14 protein-coding genes are annotated in these 15,063 nt (G+C 68.5%); 8 read left to right on the plus strand and 6 right to left on the minus strand.

What is annotated here, in order from left to right; translation table 11 throughout:
• Positions 1–27: 27 nt before the first annotated feature.
• Together G3N61_RS00420 and G3N61_RS00425 are read left to right on the plus strand one after the other, a co-directional pair.
• Entirely contained in the window at positions 28–660 is a 633-nt protein-coding gene (locus tag G3N61_RS00420) for a Maf-like protein (RefSeq protein ID WP_205821089.1), read from the plus strand.
• On the plus strand, positions 657–1,379 hold the full coding sequence (locus G3N61_RS00425) for an SAM-dependent methyltransferase (RefSeq protein ID WP_043181959.1): 723 nt from the start codon (positions 657–659) through the stop codon (positions 1,377–1,379). The genes G3N61_RS00420 and G3N61_RS00425 overlap by 4 nt, the downstream gene beginning before the upstream one ends.
• Before the next feature lie 59 nt (positions 1,380–1,438).
• On the opposite strand, the gene G3N61_RS00430 is transcribed toward G3N61_RS00425, so the two are convergent.
• From G3N61_RS00430 to G3N61_RS00445, 4 genes are read right to left on the minus strand one after another with little or no spacing between them, the layout of a single operon-like run.
• Positions 1,439–2,431: a S49 family peptidase gene (locus G3N61_RS00430; protein WP_043181957.1), complete on the minus strand. Its 993-nt coding sequence runs from the start codon at positions 2,429–2,431 to the stop codon at positions 1,439–1,441.
• 12 nt (positions 2,432–2,443) lie between these two features.
• Complete coding sequence (locus G3N61_RS00435) at positions 2,444–2,845, minus strand: Rieske 2Fe-2S domain-containing protein (RefSeq protein ID WP_043181955.1); 402 nt, start codon at positions 2,843–2,845, stop codon at positions 2,444–2,446.
• Complete coding sequence (locus G3N61_RS00440) at positions 2,842–3,501, minus strand: HAD-IA family hydrolase (protein ID WP_043181953.1); 660 nt, start codon at positions 3,499–3,501, stop codon at positions 2,842–2,844. The genes G3N61_RS00435 and G3N61_RS00440 overlap by 4 nt, the downstream gene beginning before the upstream one ends.
• Before the next feature lie 5 nt (positions 3,502–3,506).
• Positions 3,507–4,511: an RluA family pseudouridine synthase gene (locus G3N61_RS00445; RefSeq protein ID WP_175023198.1), complete on the minus strand. Its 1,005-nt coding sequence runs from the start codon at positions 4,509–4,511 to the stop codon at positions 3,507–3,509.
• A 721-nt stretch (positions 4,512–5,232) separates the two neighbouring features.
• Between G3N61_RS00445 and G3N61_RS00455 the strand changes: the two genes are divergently transcribed.
• From G3N61_RS00455 to G3N61_RS00480, 6 genes are all read left to right on the plus strand, one after another.
• The gene (locus tag G3N61_RS00455; protein WP_205821090.1) at positions 5,233–8,379 is read left to right on the plus strand and encodes an Rne/Rng family ribonuclease; all 3,147 of its coding nucleotides are present in this window, start codon (positions 5,233–5,235) and stop codon (positions 8,377–8,379) included.
• 131 nt (positions 8,380–8,510) lie between these two features.
• A complete protein-coding gene (gene moaA / locus G3N61_RS00460; RefSeq protein WP_043181948.1) occupies positions 8,511–9,623 on the plus strand; it encodes a GTP 3',8-cyclase MoaA in 1,113 nt (370 codons plus the stop codon).
• A 28-nt stretch (positions 9,624–9,651) separates the two neighbouring features.
• Positions 9,652–10,269, plus strand: coding sequence for a molybdenum cofactor guanylyltransferase MobA (mobA, locus tag G3N61_RS00465; protein WP_205821091.1), 618 nt, complete (start codon positions 9,652–9,654; stop codon positions 10,267–10,269).
• A 112-nt stretch (positions 10,270–10,381) separates the two neighbouring features.
• Positions 10,382–11,668 carry a gephyrin-like molybdotransferase Glp gene (glp, locus tag G3N61_RS00470; protein WP_205821092.1) on the plus strand — a complete coding sequence of 429 codons (1,287 nt, stop codon included), beginning with the start codon at positions 10,382–10,384 and terminating at the stop codon, positions 11,666–11,668.
• A 38-nt stretch (positions 11,669–11,706) separates the two neighbouring features.
• Positions 11,707–11,982, plus strand: coding sequence for a hypothetical protein (locus G3N61_RS00475; protein WP_006476519.1), 276 nt, complete (start codon positions 11,707–11,709; stop codon positions 11,980–11,982).
• A complete protein-coding gene (locus G3N61_RS00480; RefSeq protein ID WP_205821093.1) occupies positions 11,979–12,464 on the plus strand; it encodes a GNAT family N-acetyltransferase in 486 nt (161 codons plus the stop codon). The genes G3N61_RS00475 and G3N61_RS00480 overlap by 4 nt, the downstream gene beginning before the upstream one ends.
• A 90-nt stretch (positions 12,465–12,554) precedes the next feature.
• Here G3N61_RS00480 and rmuC read toward each other — a convergent pair whose 3' ends face one another.
• Both rmuC and G3N61_RS00490 read right to left on the minus strand, forming a co-directional pair.
• The gene (gene rmuC, locus G3N61_RS00485) at positions 12,555–14,033 is read right to left on the minus strand and encodes a DNA recombination protein RmuC (protein ID WP_205821094.1); all 1,479 of its coding nucleotides are present in this window, start codon (positions 14,031–14,033) and stop codon (positions 12,555–12,557) included.
• Positions 14,030–15,019: a D-glycerate dehydrogenase gene (locus G3N61_RS00490; protein ID WP_205821095.1), complete on the minus strand. Its 990-nt coding sequence runs from the start codon at positions 15,017–15,019 to the stop codon at positions 14,030–14,032. Before G3N61_RS00490 ends, rmuC begins: the two co-directional genes overlap by 4 nt.
• Between the last annotated feature and the right edge of the window lie 44 nt (positions 15,020–15,063).

Below are 15,063 nucleotides of genomic sequence, written 5' to 3' on the forward strand. Positions count from 1 at the left end.
CCCGACGACTCACCGATCCAACCGACCATGCCGGATACCGTTTGCCGCCCGCCGCGGCTGATTCTTGCCTCCAGTTCACGCTACCGCCGCGCGCTCCTCGAGCGCCTCGGCATCCCCTTCGACGTCGTGTCGCCCGACCTCGACGAAACCCCGAACGACGGCGAAACGCCGGCCGCGACCGCCCTGCGCCTCGCCGCCGCGAAAGCACGCGCCGTCGCTGCGACGATCGACGCGCCGGACGGCGTGCTCGTGATCGGGTCGGACCAGGTCGCGACCTTCGACGGGCTCCAGATCGGCAAGCCCGGCACGCATGAGCGCGCGCTCGCGCAACTCGTGTCGATGCAGGGCCGCGAAGTCGAATTCCACAGCGCGCTCTGCCTGTACGACAGCCGGACGGGCGAAGCGCAGGTCGAGGACATCGTCACGCGCGTGCGCTTCCGCGCGCTGCCCGAGGCCGAACTCGACGCGTACCTGCGCGCGGAAACGCCGTACGACGTCGCCGGCAGCGCGAAGTCCGAAGGGCTCGGCATCGCGCTGCTCGACGCGATCGACTCGAACGACCCGACCGCGCTCGTCGGCCTGCCGCTGATCGCGCTCACGCGCATGCTGCGCGCCGCCGAATACCCATTGTTTGCAACCACCCGTGGAGACCGCGCATGACCGCCGGCACGCTTTACCTCGTCCCGAACACGCTCGGCGAAGGCGACGAATCGATGCTCGCCGCCGTGCTGCCCGCGGCCGTCCAGGCGCGTGCCGGCACGCTCGGCTATTACATCGGCGAGAACGCGAAAACGACGCGCGCGTTTCTGAAGAAGATCGGCACGACGCGCCCGATCCAGGAAATCGAGATCAGCGAACTGAACGTCAATACGCCGGCCGGGGCCATCGACCGGCTGCTCGCGCCCATTCTGGCCGGTGCGGACGCCGGCCTCGTGTCGGAGGCCGGCTGCCCGGCCGTCGCCGACCCCGGTGCGCTGCTGGTGCGCCGCGCGCACGAGCGCGGCGTGAAGGTCGTGCCGCTCGTCGGGCCGAGTTCGATTCTGCTCGCGCTGATGGCATCGGGCCTGAACGGCCAGAGCTTCGCGTTCAACGGCTACCTGCCGGTCGACGCGGCCGCGCGCGCGAAACGCCTGCGCGAACTCGAGCAACTGTCACGCAAGGCGCGCCAGACGCAGATCTTCATCGAAACGCCGTACCGGAATCACGCGATGCTCGACACGCTCGTCGCGACCTGCGCGCCGTCGACGCAGATCTGCGTCGCGGCCGACCTGACCCTCGCGACCGAGACGATCGCGAGCCGCACCGTAGCGGACTGGAAAAAGGCGCCTGCGCCGAATCTGCACAAGCGCCCTGCGATCTTCCTGCTGCTGGCGAACTGAAGCCGTAGCAGACGAACCGCCAAGCGACTGGCGGGCCCTTGCGGCCCGCCCGCTTTCGGTCAGCGCAAGCTGACCGACGCACCACCCGCCGTCAGCGCCTTCATGGCGGCGCCGCCGACGGCCGCGCCGAACTTGCGCGCGACACGGTTCGTCAGGCTTTCCTTCACCGTATAGTCGACGAGATCGGGCGCCTTCAGCACGTCGCGCGCGACCGTGTCGGTCGTGCCGTAGCCGTCGGCCAGCCCGAGCTCGACACTCTTCTCGCCGGTCCAGAACAGGCCCGAGAACATGTCGGGCGTCTCGTGCAGCCGCTTGCCGCGGCCATCCTTCACGGCCTTGATGAACTGCGCGTGCACCTGGTCGAGCAATGCCTGCGCATGCGCGTCCATCTTCGGCGTCTCCGGCGAGAACGGGTCGTAGAAGCCCTTGTTTTCGCCCGACGTATGCAGACGCCGCTCGACGCCGAGCTTGCCCATCAGGCCGGTAAAGCCGAACCCGTCCATCAGCACGCCGATCGACCCGACGATGCTCGCCTTGTCGACGAAGATCTTGTCGGCCGCCGACGCGATGTAATAGCCGCCCGATGCGCACATGTCGGTCACGACGACGTACAGCGGCTTGTCCGGATACTTCGCGCGCAACCGGCGGATCTCGTCGTAGACCATCCCGGCCTGCACCGGGCTGCCGCCCGGGCTGTTGATCCGCAGCACGACACCGGCGGTGCCGTCGTCGTCGAACGCGGCGTCGAGCGCCGTGTTGATGTCGTCGGCGTTCGCGTTGACGCCGGCCGCGATCTCGCCGTCGATCGTCACGAGCGCCGTATGCCGCCCGCTCGAAGAAAACTTCGAATCGCTCGAGAAATCGATCAGCGCGAACGCGAACAGCACGAACACGGCGAGAAACGCGAAGCGAAAGAAGATCTTCCAGCGCCGCGCCGCGCGCTGCTCCTTGACCGCCGCGAGCGCGATCCGCTCGAGCGCCGCACGCTCCCAGTTCGGTTCACGGCTGTCGGGACGGGAGGAGGAATCCGGGGAATTCGGTTGGTCGGCCATGCAGTGTTGTCGTTAGTCGGTCGTGGCGGGAACGGCGGGACGCAGGTCGGCGTCGGGCACCCAGAATACCGCACGCCCGTCGGACGTGTCGCGCTCGTCGACCTCGACCGGCCGCAGGCGGCCGCCGCGGCACGGGCCGCCGACGCACTTGCCGGTGTTCGGCTCGTAGATCGCGCCATGCGTCGCGCACATCAGGTAGAGGCCCGACGATTCGAAGAACTGCCCCTCGGCCCAGTCGAGCTCCATCGGCACATGCGCGCAACGATTCAGATAACCGTATGCCTGGCCCTCGTAGCGCACGAAGAACACGACAGCCTGCTCGCCGCGCAGCGTCGCGTCGACGCGCACGCCCGCGCCACCGTCAGCCAGGGCATCCGAAGCGCACACGCGCACGGCATCCGGCGCCGCGCTCATGCGTGCTCCCGCAGCCAAGCGGCCAGCGCGCCGACGTCCGGTGCGACGAAGCGCGGCGCGAGCGCAGCCAGCGCGTCAGCCGTATGCGCGCCGTACGCGACGCCGACGCCGGCCGCTCCGGCACTCGCGGCCATCTGCAGGTCGTGCGTCGTGTCGCCGATCATCACGGTGCGCGACAGGTCCTGCCCCAATTCCCGGGACAGCTCATGCAGCATCGCCGGATGCGGTTTCGAGAAGGTCTCGTCCGCGCAGCGCGTCGCGTCGAACAGGCTCGTCAGCTTCGACTGGTCGAGCACGCGGTTCAACCCGACCCGCCCCTTGCCGGTTGCAACGGCGAGCAGATAGCCCGTGTCGCGCAACTCGGCGAGCAACTCGCGCACGCCGGCGAACAGCTCGATGCGCTGGTCGTCGAGCAGATAGTGATAGCGGTAGCGCTCGGCGAGCCGCGAATAGTCGGACGGATCGAGGGTCGGAGCCGTAATCTGCAGCGCATCGCGCAGGCCGAGGCCGATCACGTAGCGCGACGCCTCGTCGGACGGCGTGGGCAGGCCGAGATCGCGGCATGCAGCCTGGATGCTGTGCGCGATATGCGCAGTCGAATCCATCAGCGTGCCGTCCCAGTCGAAGACGATCAGGTCAAATTGCTGTCGAGCCATGCGGTTCAGGCGTTATCGCGCAGTGCGCTGAGTTGGTCGAGGAAGCGCCGGCATTCGTCCGGCAGCGGCGCGTCGAACTGCAGCGCCTCGCCGGTCAGCGGGTGAGCGAGCCGCAGCCGGTACGCATGCAGGAACATCCGTTTCAACGACGGCTGCGCATTCGCGCGCGCCAGCGCCTTGTTCAGTGCGAAATCGCCATACTTGGCGTCGCCGGCGATCGGCAGGCCGAGATGCGCGAGGTGCACACGGATCTGATGGGTCCGACCCGTTTTGAGTTCCGCTTCGAGCAGCGCGTACTCGGGCCAAAGGTCGACGAGGTTGAACACCGTGTGCGATGGCAGCCCGTCGTCCTGCACGCGCACGCGGCGCTCCCCTTCCGGGGTCGAATACTTGAACAGCGGGGCCTTCACCGCGCGGCGGCGGCCCCAGTCCGACTGCCATTCACCGTGGACGCACGCGAAGTAGCGCTTGTCCATCCTGTTCTCGCGAATCTGCTCGTGCAGGCCCACCAGCGCCGTGCGCTTCTTCGCAAGCATCAGGACGCCGGACGTTTCGCGGTCGAGCCGGTGCACCAGTTCGAGGAATTTTGCGCGCGGGCGTGCCTGGCGCATCTGCTCGATCACGCCGAACGCGACACCGCTGCCGCCGTGTACCGCGACCCCGGCCGGCTTGTTGATGACGAGCATCGCGTCGTCCTCGAACAGCACCTCGAAGTGCGCGGGCGGCACGATGGTCGCCTCGGCGCGCGCAAGGTCGGCTGCGGCCACCCGCACCGGCGGTACGCGGACGATGTCGCCGAACGCGAGCCGGTACTGCGCATCGACCCGACCCTTATTTACGCGCACTTCTCCGCTGCGCAGGATCCGGTAAATATGGCTTTTCGGCACGCCTTTACAGACGCGCAAAAGGAAGTTGTCGATACGCTGACCGGCCGAGCTTTCGTCGATCTCGAGCATCGATACCTGGCCGCTTGCGACCGAATTCTGGGATATTTTGCCTAACTCGTTCATACTGAATATAATTTTGCCCAGCCTGACGTTGCGGGCGGCCTCACCGGCCGGCCCGGACTGAGCGGGCAAGGCGCAAGCGCAAACCGTTATTTTACTTGCGCCGGGGGTCTGCTGCTCGCCCCTAATCAAAGAGATGCAGCAAGTTGCACGCACGGCACCGCTCGCCGGCAAGGATCGCGCCCACAGGCGGATTCGGTCGGCAAGGCGCCGCGGTAACGGAAAGTTGGTTGAAAAGAATTCGATCGGCAGCCAGACGGCGCGAAGTGCGTCCGCAAGCTGCCGGTTGCGAAAATTACGGCGTTGCGCCCGATTTGGTCCCGCGAAGCGTGCGGGACTTGGCGACGTCAAACCAGGGAAGTACACCCCAAGCGGGAAAGTCGGGCTGGATTCGATACTCCCCGCTGCGGCCCAAGCCGCAGCATCTGCCGCCCGTCGGCGCGCGCGACCCATTGCGCGCGCCCGTGGCAATGCCCGGACTCAGGCTTAGCGCGCTTTTGCAGCGTGCGGTGTGTGAACGCCGTGCTTTGAAGCCGTATTCGCAGGTGCCCTACGGCCGCCGGCCCCGTCTTTCGGGCCCAAGCGCCTCTTCAGGCAATTCTCCCCGCCATCGTTCCCGCTCCAGCGTGCTTGTGACAACACAACAAGGCGCGGCCTGCCGTCGTTCCCGCCCTCGCGACTGACAACCGCGAGGCACCGCCAGCAGAGCCGCCTGGAGTCGTTCATGAAACGCATGCTGTTCAATGCGACGCAGCAGGAGGAGCTGCGCGTCGCCATCGTCGATGGGCAGAAGCTCATCGACATCGACATCGAGACAGCCGGGCGCGAACAGCGCAAAGGCAATATCTACAAAGGTGTCATCACCCGTATCGAGCCGTCGCTCGAAGCGTGCTTCGTCAACTACGGCGAAGACCGCCACGGCTTCCTGCCGTTCAAGGAAGTCGCCCGCCAGTACTTCAAGGAAGGCATCGACATGCGCTCCGCGCGCATTCAGGATGCCCTGCGCGAAGGCCAGGAGCTGATCGTCCAGGTCGAGAAGGAAGAGCGCGGCAACAAGGGCGCTGCCCTCACCACGTTCATCTCGCTCGCCGGTCGCTACCTGGTGCTGATGCCGAACAACCCGCGCGGCGGCGGCGTGTCGCGCCGGATCGAAGGCGACGAGCGTCAGGAACTGCGCGAGACGATGGCGCAACTGCAGATCCCGGACGGCATGAGCATGATCGCCCGTACCGCGGGCATCGGCCGCAGCGCCGAGGAACTGCAGTGGGACCTGAACTACCTGCTGCAACTGTGGCGCGCGATCGAAGCGGCGTCGCAAAGCGGCAACCCCGGCCAGCCGATGCTGATCTATCTGGAATCGAGCCTCGTGATCCGCGCGATCCGGGACTATTTCCAGCCGGATATCGGCGAAATCCTGATCGATACGAACGAGATCCACGATCAGGCCCGCGCATTCATGGACATCGTGATGCCGGACAACGTCGCGAAGGTGAAGCGCTACCACGACGACGTGCCCCTCTTCTCCCGCTTCCAGATCGAGCACCAGATCGAGACCGCGTACTCGCGCACGGTGCCGCTGCCGTCGGGCGGCGCGATCGTGATCGACCACACCGAAGCGCTCGTCGCGATCGACGTGAACTCGGCGCGCGCGACCAAGGGCGCGGACATCGAGGAAACGGCCACCCGCACGAACCTCGAAGCGGCCGACGAAGTCGCCCGCCAGCTCCGCCTGCGCGACCTCGGCGGCCTGATCGTGATCGATTTCATCGACATGGAATCGGCGAAGAGCCAGCGCGAAGTCGAGCAACGCTTGAAAGACGCGCTCAAGCATGACCGCGCGCGCGTCCAGATGGGCAAGATCTCCCGTTTCGGCCTGATGGAACTGTCGCGCCAGCGCCTGCGTCCGGCCCTGTCGGAAGGCAGCCACGTGACCTGCCCGCGTTGTAACGGCACCGGTCACATCCGCGATACCGAATCGTCCGCGCTGCAGGTCCTGCGGATCATTCAGGAAGAAGCGATGAAGGAAAACACCGCGGCGATCCACTGCCAGGTGCCGGTCGAGGTGACCGCCTTCCTGCTCAACGAAAAGCGTCAGGAAATCAACAAGATCGAGTCGCGCTTCAAGGTCGGCATCGTGCTGATCCCGAACAAGCACCTCGATACGCCGCACTACAAGCTCGAACGCCTGCGCCACGACGACGCACGCCTCGACGATCCGCGCGCGTCCTGGAAGATGGCCGAGGAAGCCGCCCGCGAACTGGAGTCGGAAACCGGCTACAGCAAGCGCGCGGCGGAAGTGAAGCCGAAGCAGGAAGCCGCGGTCAAGGGCATCACGCCCGAGCGTCCGGCCCCGAGCCCGGCCCCGCAGCGCCCGGTCGAACCCGTTGCCGCACCCGCGCCCGCGCCTGTCGCACCGGCAAGCACCGGCTTCATCGGCTGGCTGAAGGGTCTGTTCGGCGTGTCGCCGGCACCCGCGCCCGCACCGGTTGCTCCGGCACCGGTCAAGGAGCAGGCAGCCCGTCCGGCTCGCGGCGAACAGAAGTCCGAGCAACGCGGCGAACGCGGTGGCGATCGCAACCGCAACCGTCGCGGCGGTGCCCAGCAGGCGCAAGGCGGCCGAGACCAGGCTGCAGCAGGCCGTGGCCAGCCGCAACGCCAGGAACGCGAAGGCAAGGAAGCACGCGAACCGCGTGAAGCGCGCGAGCCGCGCGAGAACCGCGAACCGCGCGAGGGTCGTGAACCGCGTGAAGGTCGCGAGAACCGCGAAGGCCGTGAGGGTCGCGAAGGTCGCGAGGGCCGTGGCCCGCGCGAAGGCCGCGAGCCGCGCGAAAGCCGTGAGCCGCGCGAACCGCGTGAAAACCGCGAACCGCGTGAGCGTGCCGAGCAGCCGGAAGGCGTCGAAGCAGCCGGTCGTGGCGAGCGCCAGGAACGTCGCGAGCGCGGCGAGCGTCGCAAGCCGACCCAGCATGCGGCTACGCTCGAAACCGTCAACCGTGGCGAAACCCATCCGGAACCGGAAACCGACCAAGCCGTCGCAGAAGCACTGCCCGGCGCCGATCTGGCAGCCGATGCGGAAGCCGGCGCGCGTGATGGCGAGGAACGCCGTCGTCGCCGTCGCGGCCGCCGCGGCGGTCGTCGCGAACGCGAGGAAGACGGCGCAGTCGTCGACCACGCCGAGCAAGGCGCAGAGGGCGAAACCACCGTGCAAGCCGAGATGCAGGAAGCCCCGGCTGCTGCCGAACCGGTCCACACGGCCGCACCGGCAGTCGTCGTGGCAGCCGCCGCGGCAAGCGCCGTTGTCGTCGAAGCCGTGGTCGAGCACCATGCCGAACCGGTAGCACCGGCCGCTGTCGAGCCGCAGCCGGCACCGGTACACGTCGAAGCAGCACCGGTCGAAGCAGCGGTTGTCGCCCACGCAGCAGAACCGGCACCGGTTGCACCGGCCGTCGATACGGAAGCCGGTCCGGCTCCGGTCGCGGTTTCGCCGACCGACGCGTTCGAAGTGCCGGCAGCGCCTGTCGCCGTCGAGGCGCCGCAGCCGGCACCCGTCGAGCAGGCCGCACCGGCCGTGACGACCGAAGCCGCTCCGGTGGCTGTCGAGCCGGCCCAGGTCGAAGCAGCGCCGGTCGAGGCCGTCGCCGCACCGGCACCGGCGCCTGCACAACCGGTAGCCGCGCCCGCTTCGGCGAGCCTGGATGCCGTGCTGGAGCAGGCCGGTCTCGTCTGGGTGAACACGGACGCCGGCAAGTTCGCCGCCGCGCAGGAAGCCGCGTCGCAACTCCCGCGTCCGGCGCGCGTGCCGCGCGAACGCAAGACGCTGCCGCCGGCCGATACGGCCCCGATGCAGCAGGTCGAAACGACGCATCACTGATCGACGCATCGTCCGACCAGGAAAAGCCCGCCTCCGGCGGGCTTTTTCACGTCCGCGCTGCGGGTTTCCGCCCACCGGACCGACCCGCCGCTTGCGGCTAAAATAGAGGTCTGGTTCGCACTTCTTTCAACATGTCCCGACGCATCATTCCTCTCGCCGACGTCAGCGGGATGCCGGACGTCTCCGGCATCCCGCACGCCCCGGACGGCACGCTGGCCGACACGTTCGCCAGGCCGCTGCGCGATCTGCGCATTTCGGTGACGGATCGCTGCAACTTCCGCTGCGTGTACTGCATGCCGCGCGCGGTCTTCGACAAGGACTACCCGTTCCTGCCGCACAGCGCGCTGCTCACGCACGAGGAAATCGAGCGCGTGGCGCGACTCTTTGTCGCACACGGCGTCGAAAAGATCCGCATCACGGGCGGCGAGCCGCTGCTGCGCAAGAATCTCGAATTCCTGATCGAGCGCCTCGCCCGCCTGACCACCCATGACGGCCGCCCGCTCGACCTGACGCTCACGACCAACGGTTCGCTGCTCGCGCGCAAGGCGCGCGCGCTGAAGGACGCCGGGCTCACGCGCGTGACGGTCAGCCTCGACGCGCTCGACGATACGTTGTTCAAGCGCATGAACGATGCCGAGTTCGCGAGCGCCGACGTGCTCGACGGCATCTTCGCCGCCCAGGCCGTGGGCCTCGCGCCGGTCAAGGTCAACATGGTCGTGAAGCGCGGCACCAACGACAGCGAGATCCTGCCGATGGCCGAGCGTTTCCGCGGCACCGGCGTGATCCTGCGCTTCATCGAATACATGGACGTGGGCACGTCGAACGGCTGGAACATGACCGAAGTGCTGCCATCGGCGGACGTCATCGCACGGATCGCCGAACACGTCCCGCTCGTGCCGCTCGAGCCGCACACGGCGGCGGAAACCGCGCAGCGCTGGGCCTATGCGGACGGCAGCGGCGAGATCGGCGTGATTTCGAGCGTCACGCAGGCCTTCTGCGGTGACTGCACGCGCGCGCGGCTGTCGACCGAAGGCAAGCTGTACCTGTGCCTGTTCGCGTCGACGGGCCACGACCTGCGCGCGCTCGTGCGCGGCGGCGCGAGCGACGCCGAGATCGCGACCGCGATCGCCCGCATCTGGCAGGCGCGCACCGACCGCTATTCGCAACTGCGCGGCAGCGCGTCTGCCGACGCGTTGCCCGACGGCGCGGGCAAGCGGGTCGAAATGTCGTATATCGGCGGCTGACGCACGCTGCCCCTCCCGCCTTCTCACGATGCCCGCCACCGCCTCTCCCACGATCGCCGGCCTGCTGCTCGCAGGCGGGCGCGCCACGCGCATGGACGGCGTCGACAAGGGCCTGCAGCTGCTCGACGGCACGCCGCTCGCGCTGCACGTGCTGCGCCGGCTCTCACCGCAGGTCGACGAGACGCTGATCAGCGCGAATCGTCATGCCGATCGCTATGCCGAGCTCGGTGCGCCGTTCGACGCGCGTATCGTCGCGGACGCAACACCCGACTTCCCCGGCCCGCTCGCGGGCCTGCTCGCCGGCATGCGGGCGGCACGCGCGCCGCTCGTCGCGTGCTCACCATGCGATACGCCCTATCTGCCTGCCGACCTCGTCGCACGGCTGCAGGCGGCGCTCGATGCGCAGCAGGCCGACATCGCCATGGCGGTAACCGTCGACGCGCAGCAGGCACGCTCGCCGCAGCCGACGTTCGCGCTGCTGCGCACATCGCTGGCCGACGATCTCGCCGCCCGGCTCGCGGCCGGCGATCGCAAGGTGCGTGCGTGGTACGCACGCCACAAGACGGTCGAAGTCGAGTTTCACGACGAGCGTGCGTTTTACAATGCCAACTCCTGGCAGGAACTCGCCGCGCTGGCCCGCCGCTGACGGCACCCATGCGGTTCCCGCCCGGCGCCTGCCGCACGCGAAACCCGCGTCCAGGCGCCCTCCTCGCGCCACCGGCCACGAACCCGATACGCCTTGCGGCGCAGTCCGACTGATGATCACGCAATCCTCGCCCATCTCCCGAACCGCACCCGATTCCGATGCCCCTCTGTCGCTCGCCGACGCGCAGGCGCTCGCGTGCCGCTTCGCGGTGCCCGTCGACGCGTGCGACACGGTCACGCTGCGCGATGCGCTCGACCGCGTGCTCGCGGCCGACGTGAACGCGCCGTTCGACATCCCCGCGTACGACAACTCGGCGATGGACGGCTATGCGTTCGACGGTAGCGCCGGCCCGCAAGCGGACGTCGCGCTGACGGTCGCCGGCACCGCGCTCGCCGGCCATCCGTTCGACGGCGCCGTGGCGGCCGGATCCTGCGTGCGCATCATGACGGGCGCGCCGATGCCGGCCGGCTGCGACACGGTGATTCCGCAGGAACGCGTGCGCGTCGACGGCGACACGATCCACTTCGCCGCGCACGACATCGCGCGCGGCGCGAACTGCCGCAAGGCCGGCGAGGATCTCGCGCGCGGCGCCTGCGCGCTCGCCGCGGGCCGCATCCTGCGGCCGTCCGATCTCGGCCTGCTCGCGTCGTTCGGTATCACCCAGGTCACGGTGCGCCGGCGCGTGCGCGTCGCCGTGTTCTCCACCGGTGACGAGCTGCGCGAGCCCGGCGAGCCGCTCGGCCCCGGCGCACTGTACGACAGCAATCGCGGGATGCTGATCGCGATGCTCGAAAGGCTGCATGTCGACGCGGTCGATCTCGGGATCGTCCGCGACGACCCGGTCGCGCTCGAAGCCGCATTGCGCGACGCCGTCGCCGCGCAGGCCGACGCGGTCATCACGTCGGGCGGCGTATCGGTCGGCGAAGCCGACTTCACGCGCGACGTCATGGCACGGCTCGGCGACGTGACGTTCGCCAGCCTCGCGCTGCGTCCCGGCCGGCCGCTCGCGTGCGGCACGCTCGCACGCGCGGCCGAGGGCGCCGGTCGCGCGCTGTTTTTCGGGCTGCCCGGCAATCCGGTCGCGTCAGCTGTGACGTTCTACGCGATCGTGCGCCCCGCGCTGCTGACGCTGGCCGGCGCGCAGGCCCAGCCGCCGGCCATGCATACGGCACTCAGCACGCATGCGCTGAAGTCGCGCGCGGGCCGCACCGACTACCTGCGCGGCATCGCGACACGCGCCGCCGACGGCCGCTGGCACGTCGCACCGGCGGGCTCGCAGAGTTCCGCGTCGCTGAGCGGCCTCTCGGCCGCCAACTGTTTCATAGTCCTGGGCCACGATACCGCGGCAGTCGACGCGGGCACCCCGGTCGACATCCTGCCGCTCGACGGCCTGATCTGAATTCCACTATCGGTAACTCTCTACGGGGCAATCCGCACATGAAGAAACAAATTTCGTCGATCGCCGCGGGGCAGACCGCAAAGGCGCTGATCCTCGTGTACCTGACGTTCAGCGTGCCGATCGTGCTGCTCGGCATTCTCGTCGCGTACATCCGCTACGGGATGGTCGAACTGAGCACGATCCTGAGCGCGCTGCTGCTGAACGCCATCCTCGGCTTCGTGCTGCTGTGGATCGCGTGCCACGCGTACAACTGGGTCGCATCGCGCTTCGGCGGCATCGAGATCGTGCTGTCCGATCCGCCGGAGGAAGCGTGAGCGGCACACCGCTGATCCGCGCGGCCCAAGCGCGCGACGTCGGCGCGATCCTCGCGCTGATGCGCGAACTGGCCGAGTTCGAGAAGCTCACGCACCTGTTCGTCGCGACCGAGGTCGATCTCGCCGACGCGCTGTTCGGCGCGCACCCTGCTGCCGAGGCGCGCGTGGCCGAACGCGACGGCGCGATCGTCGCGTATGCGCTGTTCTTCCACAATTATTCGACGTTCCTCGGCCGTCGCGGCCTCTATCTCGAGGATCTGTACGTGCAGCCGTCGCAGCGCGGCACGGGCCTCGGCACCGCGATGCTGCGTCACCTCGCGGCATTGGCCGTCGAACGCCGGTGCGCGCGCTTCGAATGGTCGGTTCTCGACTGGAACCAGCCTGCGATCGATTTCTACGAAAAGATGGGCGCAACCGTGCTGCCCGACTGGCGCATCGTGCGTATCACGGGCGACGCGCTGGATACGCTCGCCGGGCATTGACCGCTCGCCGGCCATGCCAGCAAGCGCTGCAAAAGAAAACGGGCGCCGCGGCGCCCGTTTTTGCTTTCAGGCCGATGTCGGCCGTGTACGTCATGCGTCGTCCGCGTCCGCACCGTCGACACCTTCCGCGCCAAGCAGCCCGGCCGCCGTGTCGCCTGGCAGCGCCTCGACCTGCTTCAGCTTCCGGTTCATCACGCGCGTGCGCTGCTCGGCGGCCTCGATCGAGCGCGTGACCGTTTCGAGCTGCGACTTCGTGCGCGCGAGCACGTCGCCGAACTTGCCGAACTCCGTCTTCACCGCGCCGAGCACCTGCCACACCTCGCTCGACCGTTGTTCGATCGCGAGCGTACGGAAGCCCATCTGCAGGCTGTTCAGCAAGGCGGTGAGCGTCGTCGGGCCGGCGACCGTCACGCGATAGTCGCGCTGCAGCAGGTCGGTCAGCCCCGGGCGACGCAGGATCTCCGCATAAAGCCCTTCAGTCGGCAGGAACAGCAACGCGAAATCGGTCGTGTGCGGCGGCGCGACGTACTTCTCGGCGATCGTGCGCGCCTCCTGCCGTACGCGCGCTTCGAGCGCGCGGGCCGCTTCCTCGACCGCCGCCGCATCGGCGCGCTCCTGCGCATCGATCAACCGCTCGTAGTCTTCGCGCGGGAATTTCGCGTCGATCGGCAGCCACACGGGCGGCGCGTCGCGCGTGCCGGCATCGCGCCCCGGCAGCCGGATCGCGAACTCGACACGCTCGCTGCTCTTCGGCACCGTCGCGACGTTCTTCGCGTACTGCTCGGGCGTCAGCATCTGTTCGAGCAGCGCCTCGAGCTGCACTTCGCCCCAGGTGCCGCGTGTCTTCACGTTGGTCAGCACTTTCTTCAAATCGCCGACGCCCGCCGCGAGCGTCTGCATCTCGCCCAGCCCGCGATGCACCTGCTCGAGCCGGTCCGACACGAGCTTGAACGATTCGCCGAGCCGCTGCTCGAGCGTCGCGTGCAGCTTCTCGTCGACGGTGCGGCGCATCTCCTCGAGCTTCGCCGCGTTGTTCGTCTCGATTTCCTTCAGCCGCTGTTCGAGCGTCGCGCGCACCTCGCCGATCCGGCGGTCGTTCGCCTCGGTCAGTTGCGTGAGCTGCCGGTTCAACGTGTCGCCGAACAGCCTGAGCGCCCCTGTCTGCTCCTCGCGCGCCTGCTGCGCCTGGCGCTGCACGCTCTCGCGCATCGCGTCGAACTGCTGCGCATTGCCGGCGACCAGCTTGCCGAGCTGCTGCGCGAAACCCTCGATCTGGTTGTTCTGCACGGTCGCCACGCTCGTCAGTTGCGCGGCGAGCGTCTGCTGAAGCTGCGCGAAACTGCCGGCCAGCTCGGTGCGCGAGCCGCGCGCGTTCTCGACGATCTCGCCGCGCAATTCGCGTTCGAGCCGCTCGACCGCGCGCGCCTGCGCATGCGCGGCGTCCTCGATCTGATCGCCCAGTACCGCCGCATCGTCGTGGTGGCCACCGCCACGCACGAGTGCGACGATCGCCACGGCAAGCGCGACGGCCAGCACGACGACCGCCGCAAGCAACAACGTCATCGTCATGCGCGCGGCTTCCCGATCACGTCAGGGTTGATCGGATTCGGCGGCTGCCCCGCGCGCGGCCCCTCGCCCAGTGCGGCAATCAGGTTGTCGGCGGCGAGGTTCGCCATCGCGCGGCGCGTTTTTTCGGTCGCGCTCGCGATATGCGGCGTCAGCACGACGTTCGGCACCTCGAGCAGTGCCGGATGGACCGTCGGCTCGCCTTCGTACACGTCGAGGCCGGCCGCGGCGATCGTCCCGTCGCGCAGCGCGACGGCCAGCGCCGCATCGTCGACGATCCCGCCGCGCGCGATGTTGGTCAGCGTCGCGGTGGGCTTCATCTTCGCGAGTTCGGCCGCGCCGATCGTGTGATGGTTCTCCTTCGTGTACGGCAGCACGAGTACGACGTGATCGGCACGAGCGAGCAGCGCGTCCTTCGACACGTATTCGGCATTCAGCTCGGCCTCGATCTCGGGCGCGACGCGCGACCGGTTGTGATAGATCACCTGCATCCCGAAGCCGCGCGCGCGGCGCGCGAGCGCCTGGCCGATGCGCCCCATTCCGATGACGCCGAGCGTCGAGCCGTAGATGTCGCTGCCGAGGAAACCGTCGTACGCCCACTTCTGCCAGTGGCCGGCCCGCAGCCAGTGCTCGGATTCGGCGATCCGGCGTGCTGCGGCCATCATCAGCGCCCAGCCGAAATCGGCGGTCGACTCGTTCAGCACGTCGGGCGTGTTGGTGCCGAGCACGTTCGCCGCGTTGAACGCGGCCATGTCGAAATTGTTGTAGCCGACCGCCATGTTCGCCACGACGCGCAGGCGCGGCGCCGCCGCGAGCTCGGCAGCGCCGATCGGGTCACCGGCCGTCAGCGCGCCGTCCTTGTCGGCCAGACGCGCGGCGAGCACGTCGGGAGCGAGTGCGTCGCCGTTGTTCCAGTCGACGTAGAAATACTGTTTGAGCCGCTCGATCACGTCCGGAAAGATCGGACGCGCGACCAGGATCTTCTGCATCGCCATCTCCGCATGCCGCGGGCGGATCGCAGCGCACCGTGCGC

The sequence above is a fragment of the Burkholderia sp. Ac-20349 genome (assembly GCF_017104865.1).
GTDB lineage: Bacteria > Pseudomonadota > Gammaproteobacteria > Burkholderiales > Burkholderiaceae > Burkholderia > Burkholderia aenigmatica.

Bases quoted from the DNA above. Each gene is read 5' to 3' on its own strand.
- G3N61_RS00455 (WP_205821090.1), top strand. From the start codon at position 5,233: ATGAAACGCATGCTGTTCAATGCGACGCAGCAGGAGGAGCTGCGCGTC.
- mobA (WP_205821091.1), top strand. From the start codon at position 9,652: ATGCCCGCCACCGCCTCTCCCACGATCGCCGGCCTGCTGCTCGCAGGC.
- G3N61_RS00420 (WP_205821089.1), top strand. From the start codon at position 28: ATGCCGGATACCGTTTGCCGCCCGCCGCGGCTGATTCTTGCCTCCAGT.
- moaA (WP_043181948.1), top strand. From the start codon at position 8,511: ATGTCCCGACGCATCATTCCTCTCGCCGACGTCAGCGGGATGCCGGAC.
- G3N61_RS00440 (WP_043181953.1), bottom strand. From the start codon at position 3,501: ATGGCTCGACAGCAATTTGACCTGATCGTCTTCGACTGGGACGGCACG.
- G3N61_RS00425 (WP_043181959.1), top strand. From the start codon at position 657: ATGACCGCCGGCACGCTTTACCTCGTCCCGAACACGCTCGGCGAAGGC.
- G3N61_RS00475 (WP_006476519.1), top strand. From the start codon at position 11,707: ATGAAGAAACAAATTTCGTCGATCGCCGCGGGGCAGACCGCAAAGGCG.
- G3N61_RS00430 (WP_043181957.1), bottom strand. From the start codon at position 2,431: ATGGCCGACCAACCGAATTCCCCGGATTCCTCCTCCCGTCCCGACAGC.
- rmuC (WP_205821094.1), bottom strand. From the start codon at position 14,033: ATGACGATGACGTTGTTGCTTGCGGCGGTCGTCGTGCTGGCCGTCGCG.
- G3N61_RS00490 (WP_205821095.1), bottom strand. From the start codon at position 15,019: ATGCAGAAGATCCTGGTCGCGCGTCCGATCTTTCCGGACGTGATCGAG.
- glp (WP_205821092.1), top strand. From the start codon at position 10,382: ATGATCACGCAATCCTCGCCCATCTCCCGAACCGCACCCGATTCCGAT.
- G3N61_RS00445 (WP_175023198.1), bottom strand. From the start codon at position 4,511: ATGAACGAGTTAGGCAAAATATCCCAGAATTCGGTCGCAAGCGGCCAG.
- G3N61_RS00435 (WP_043181955.1), bottom strand. From the start codon at position 2,845: ATGAGCGCGGCGCCGGATGCCGTGCGCGTGTGCGCTTCGGATGCCCTG.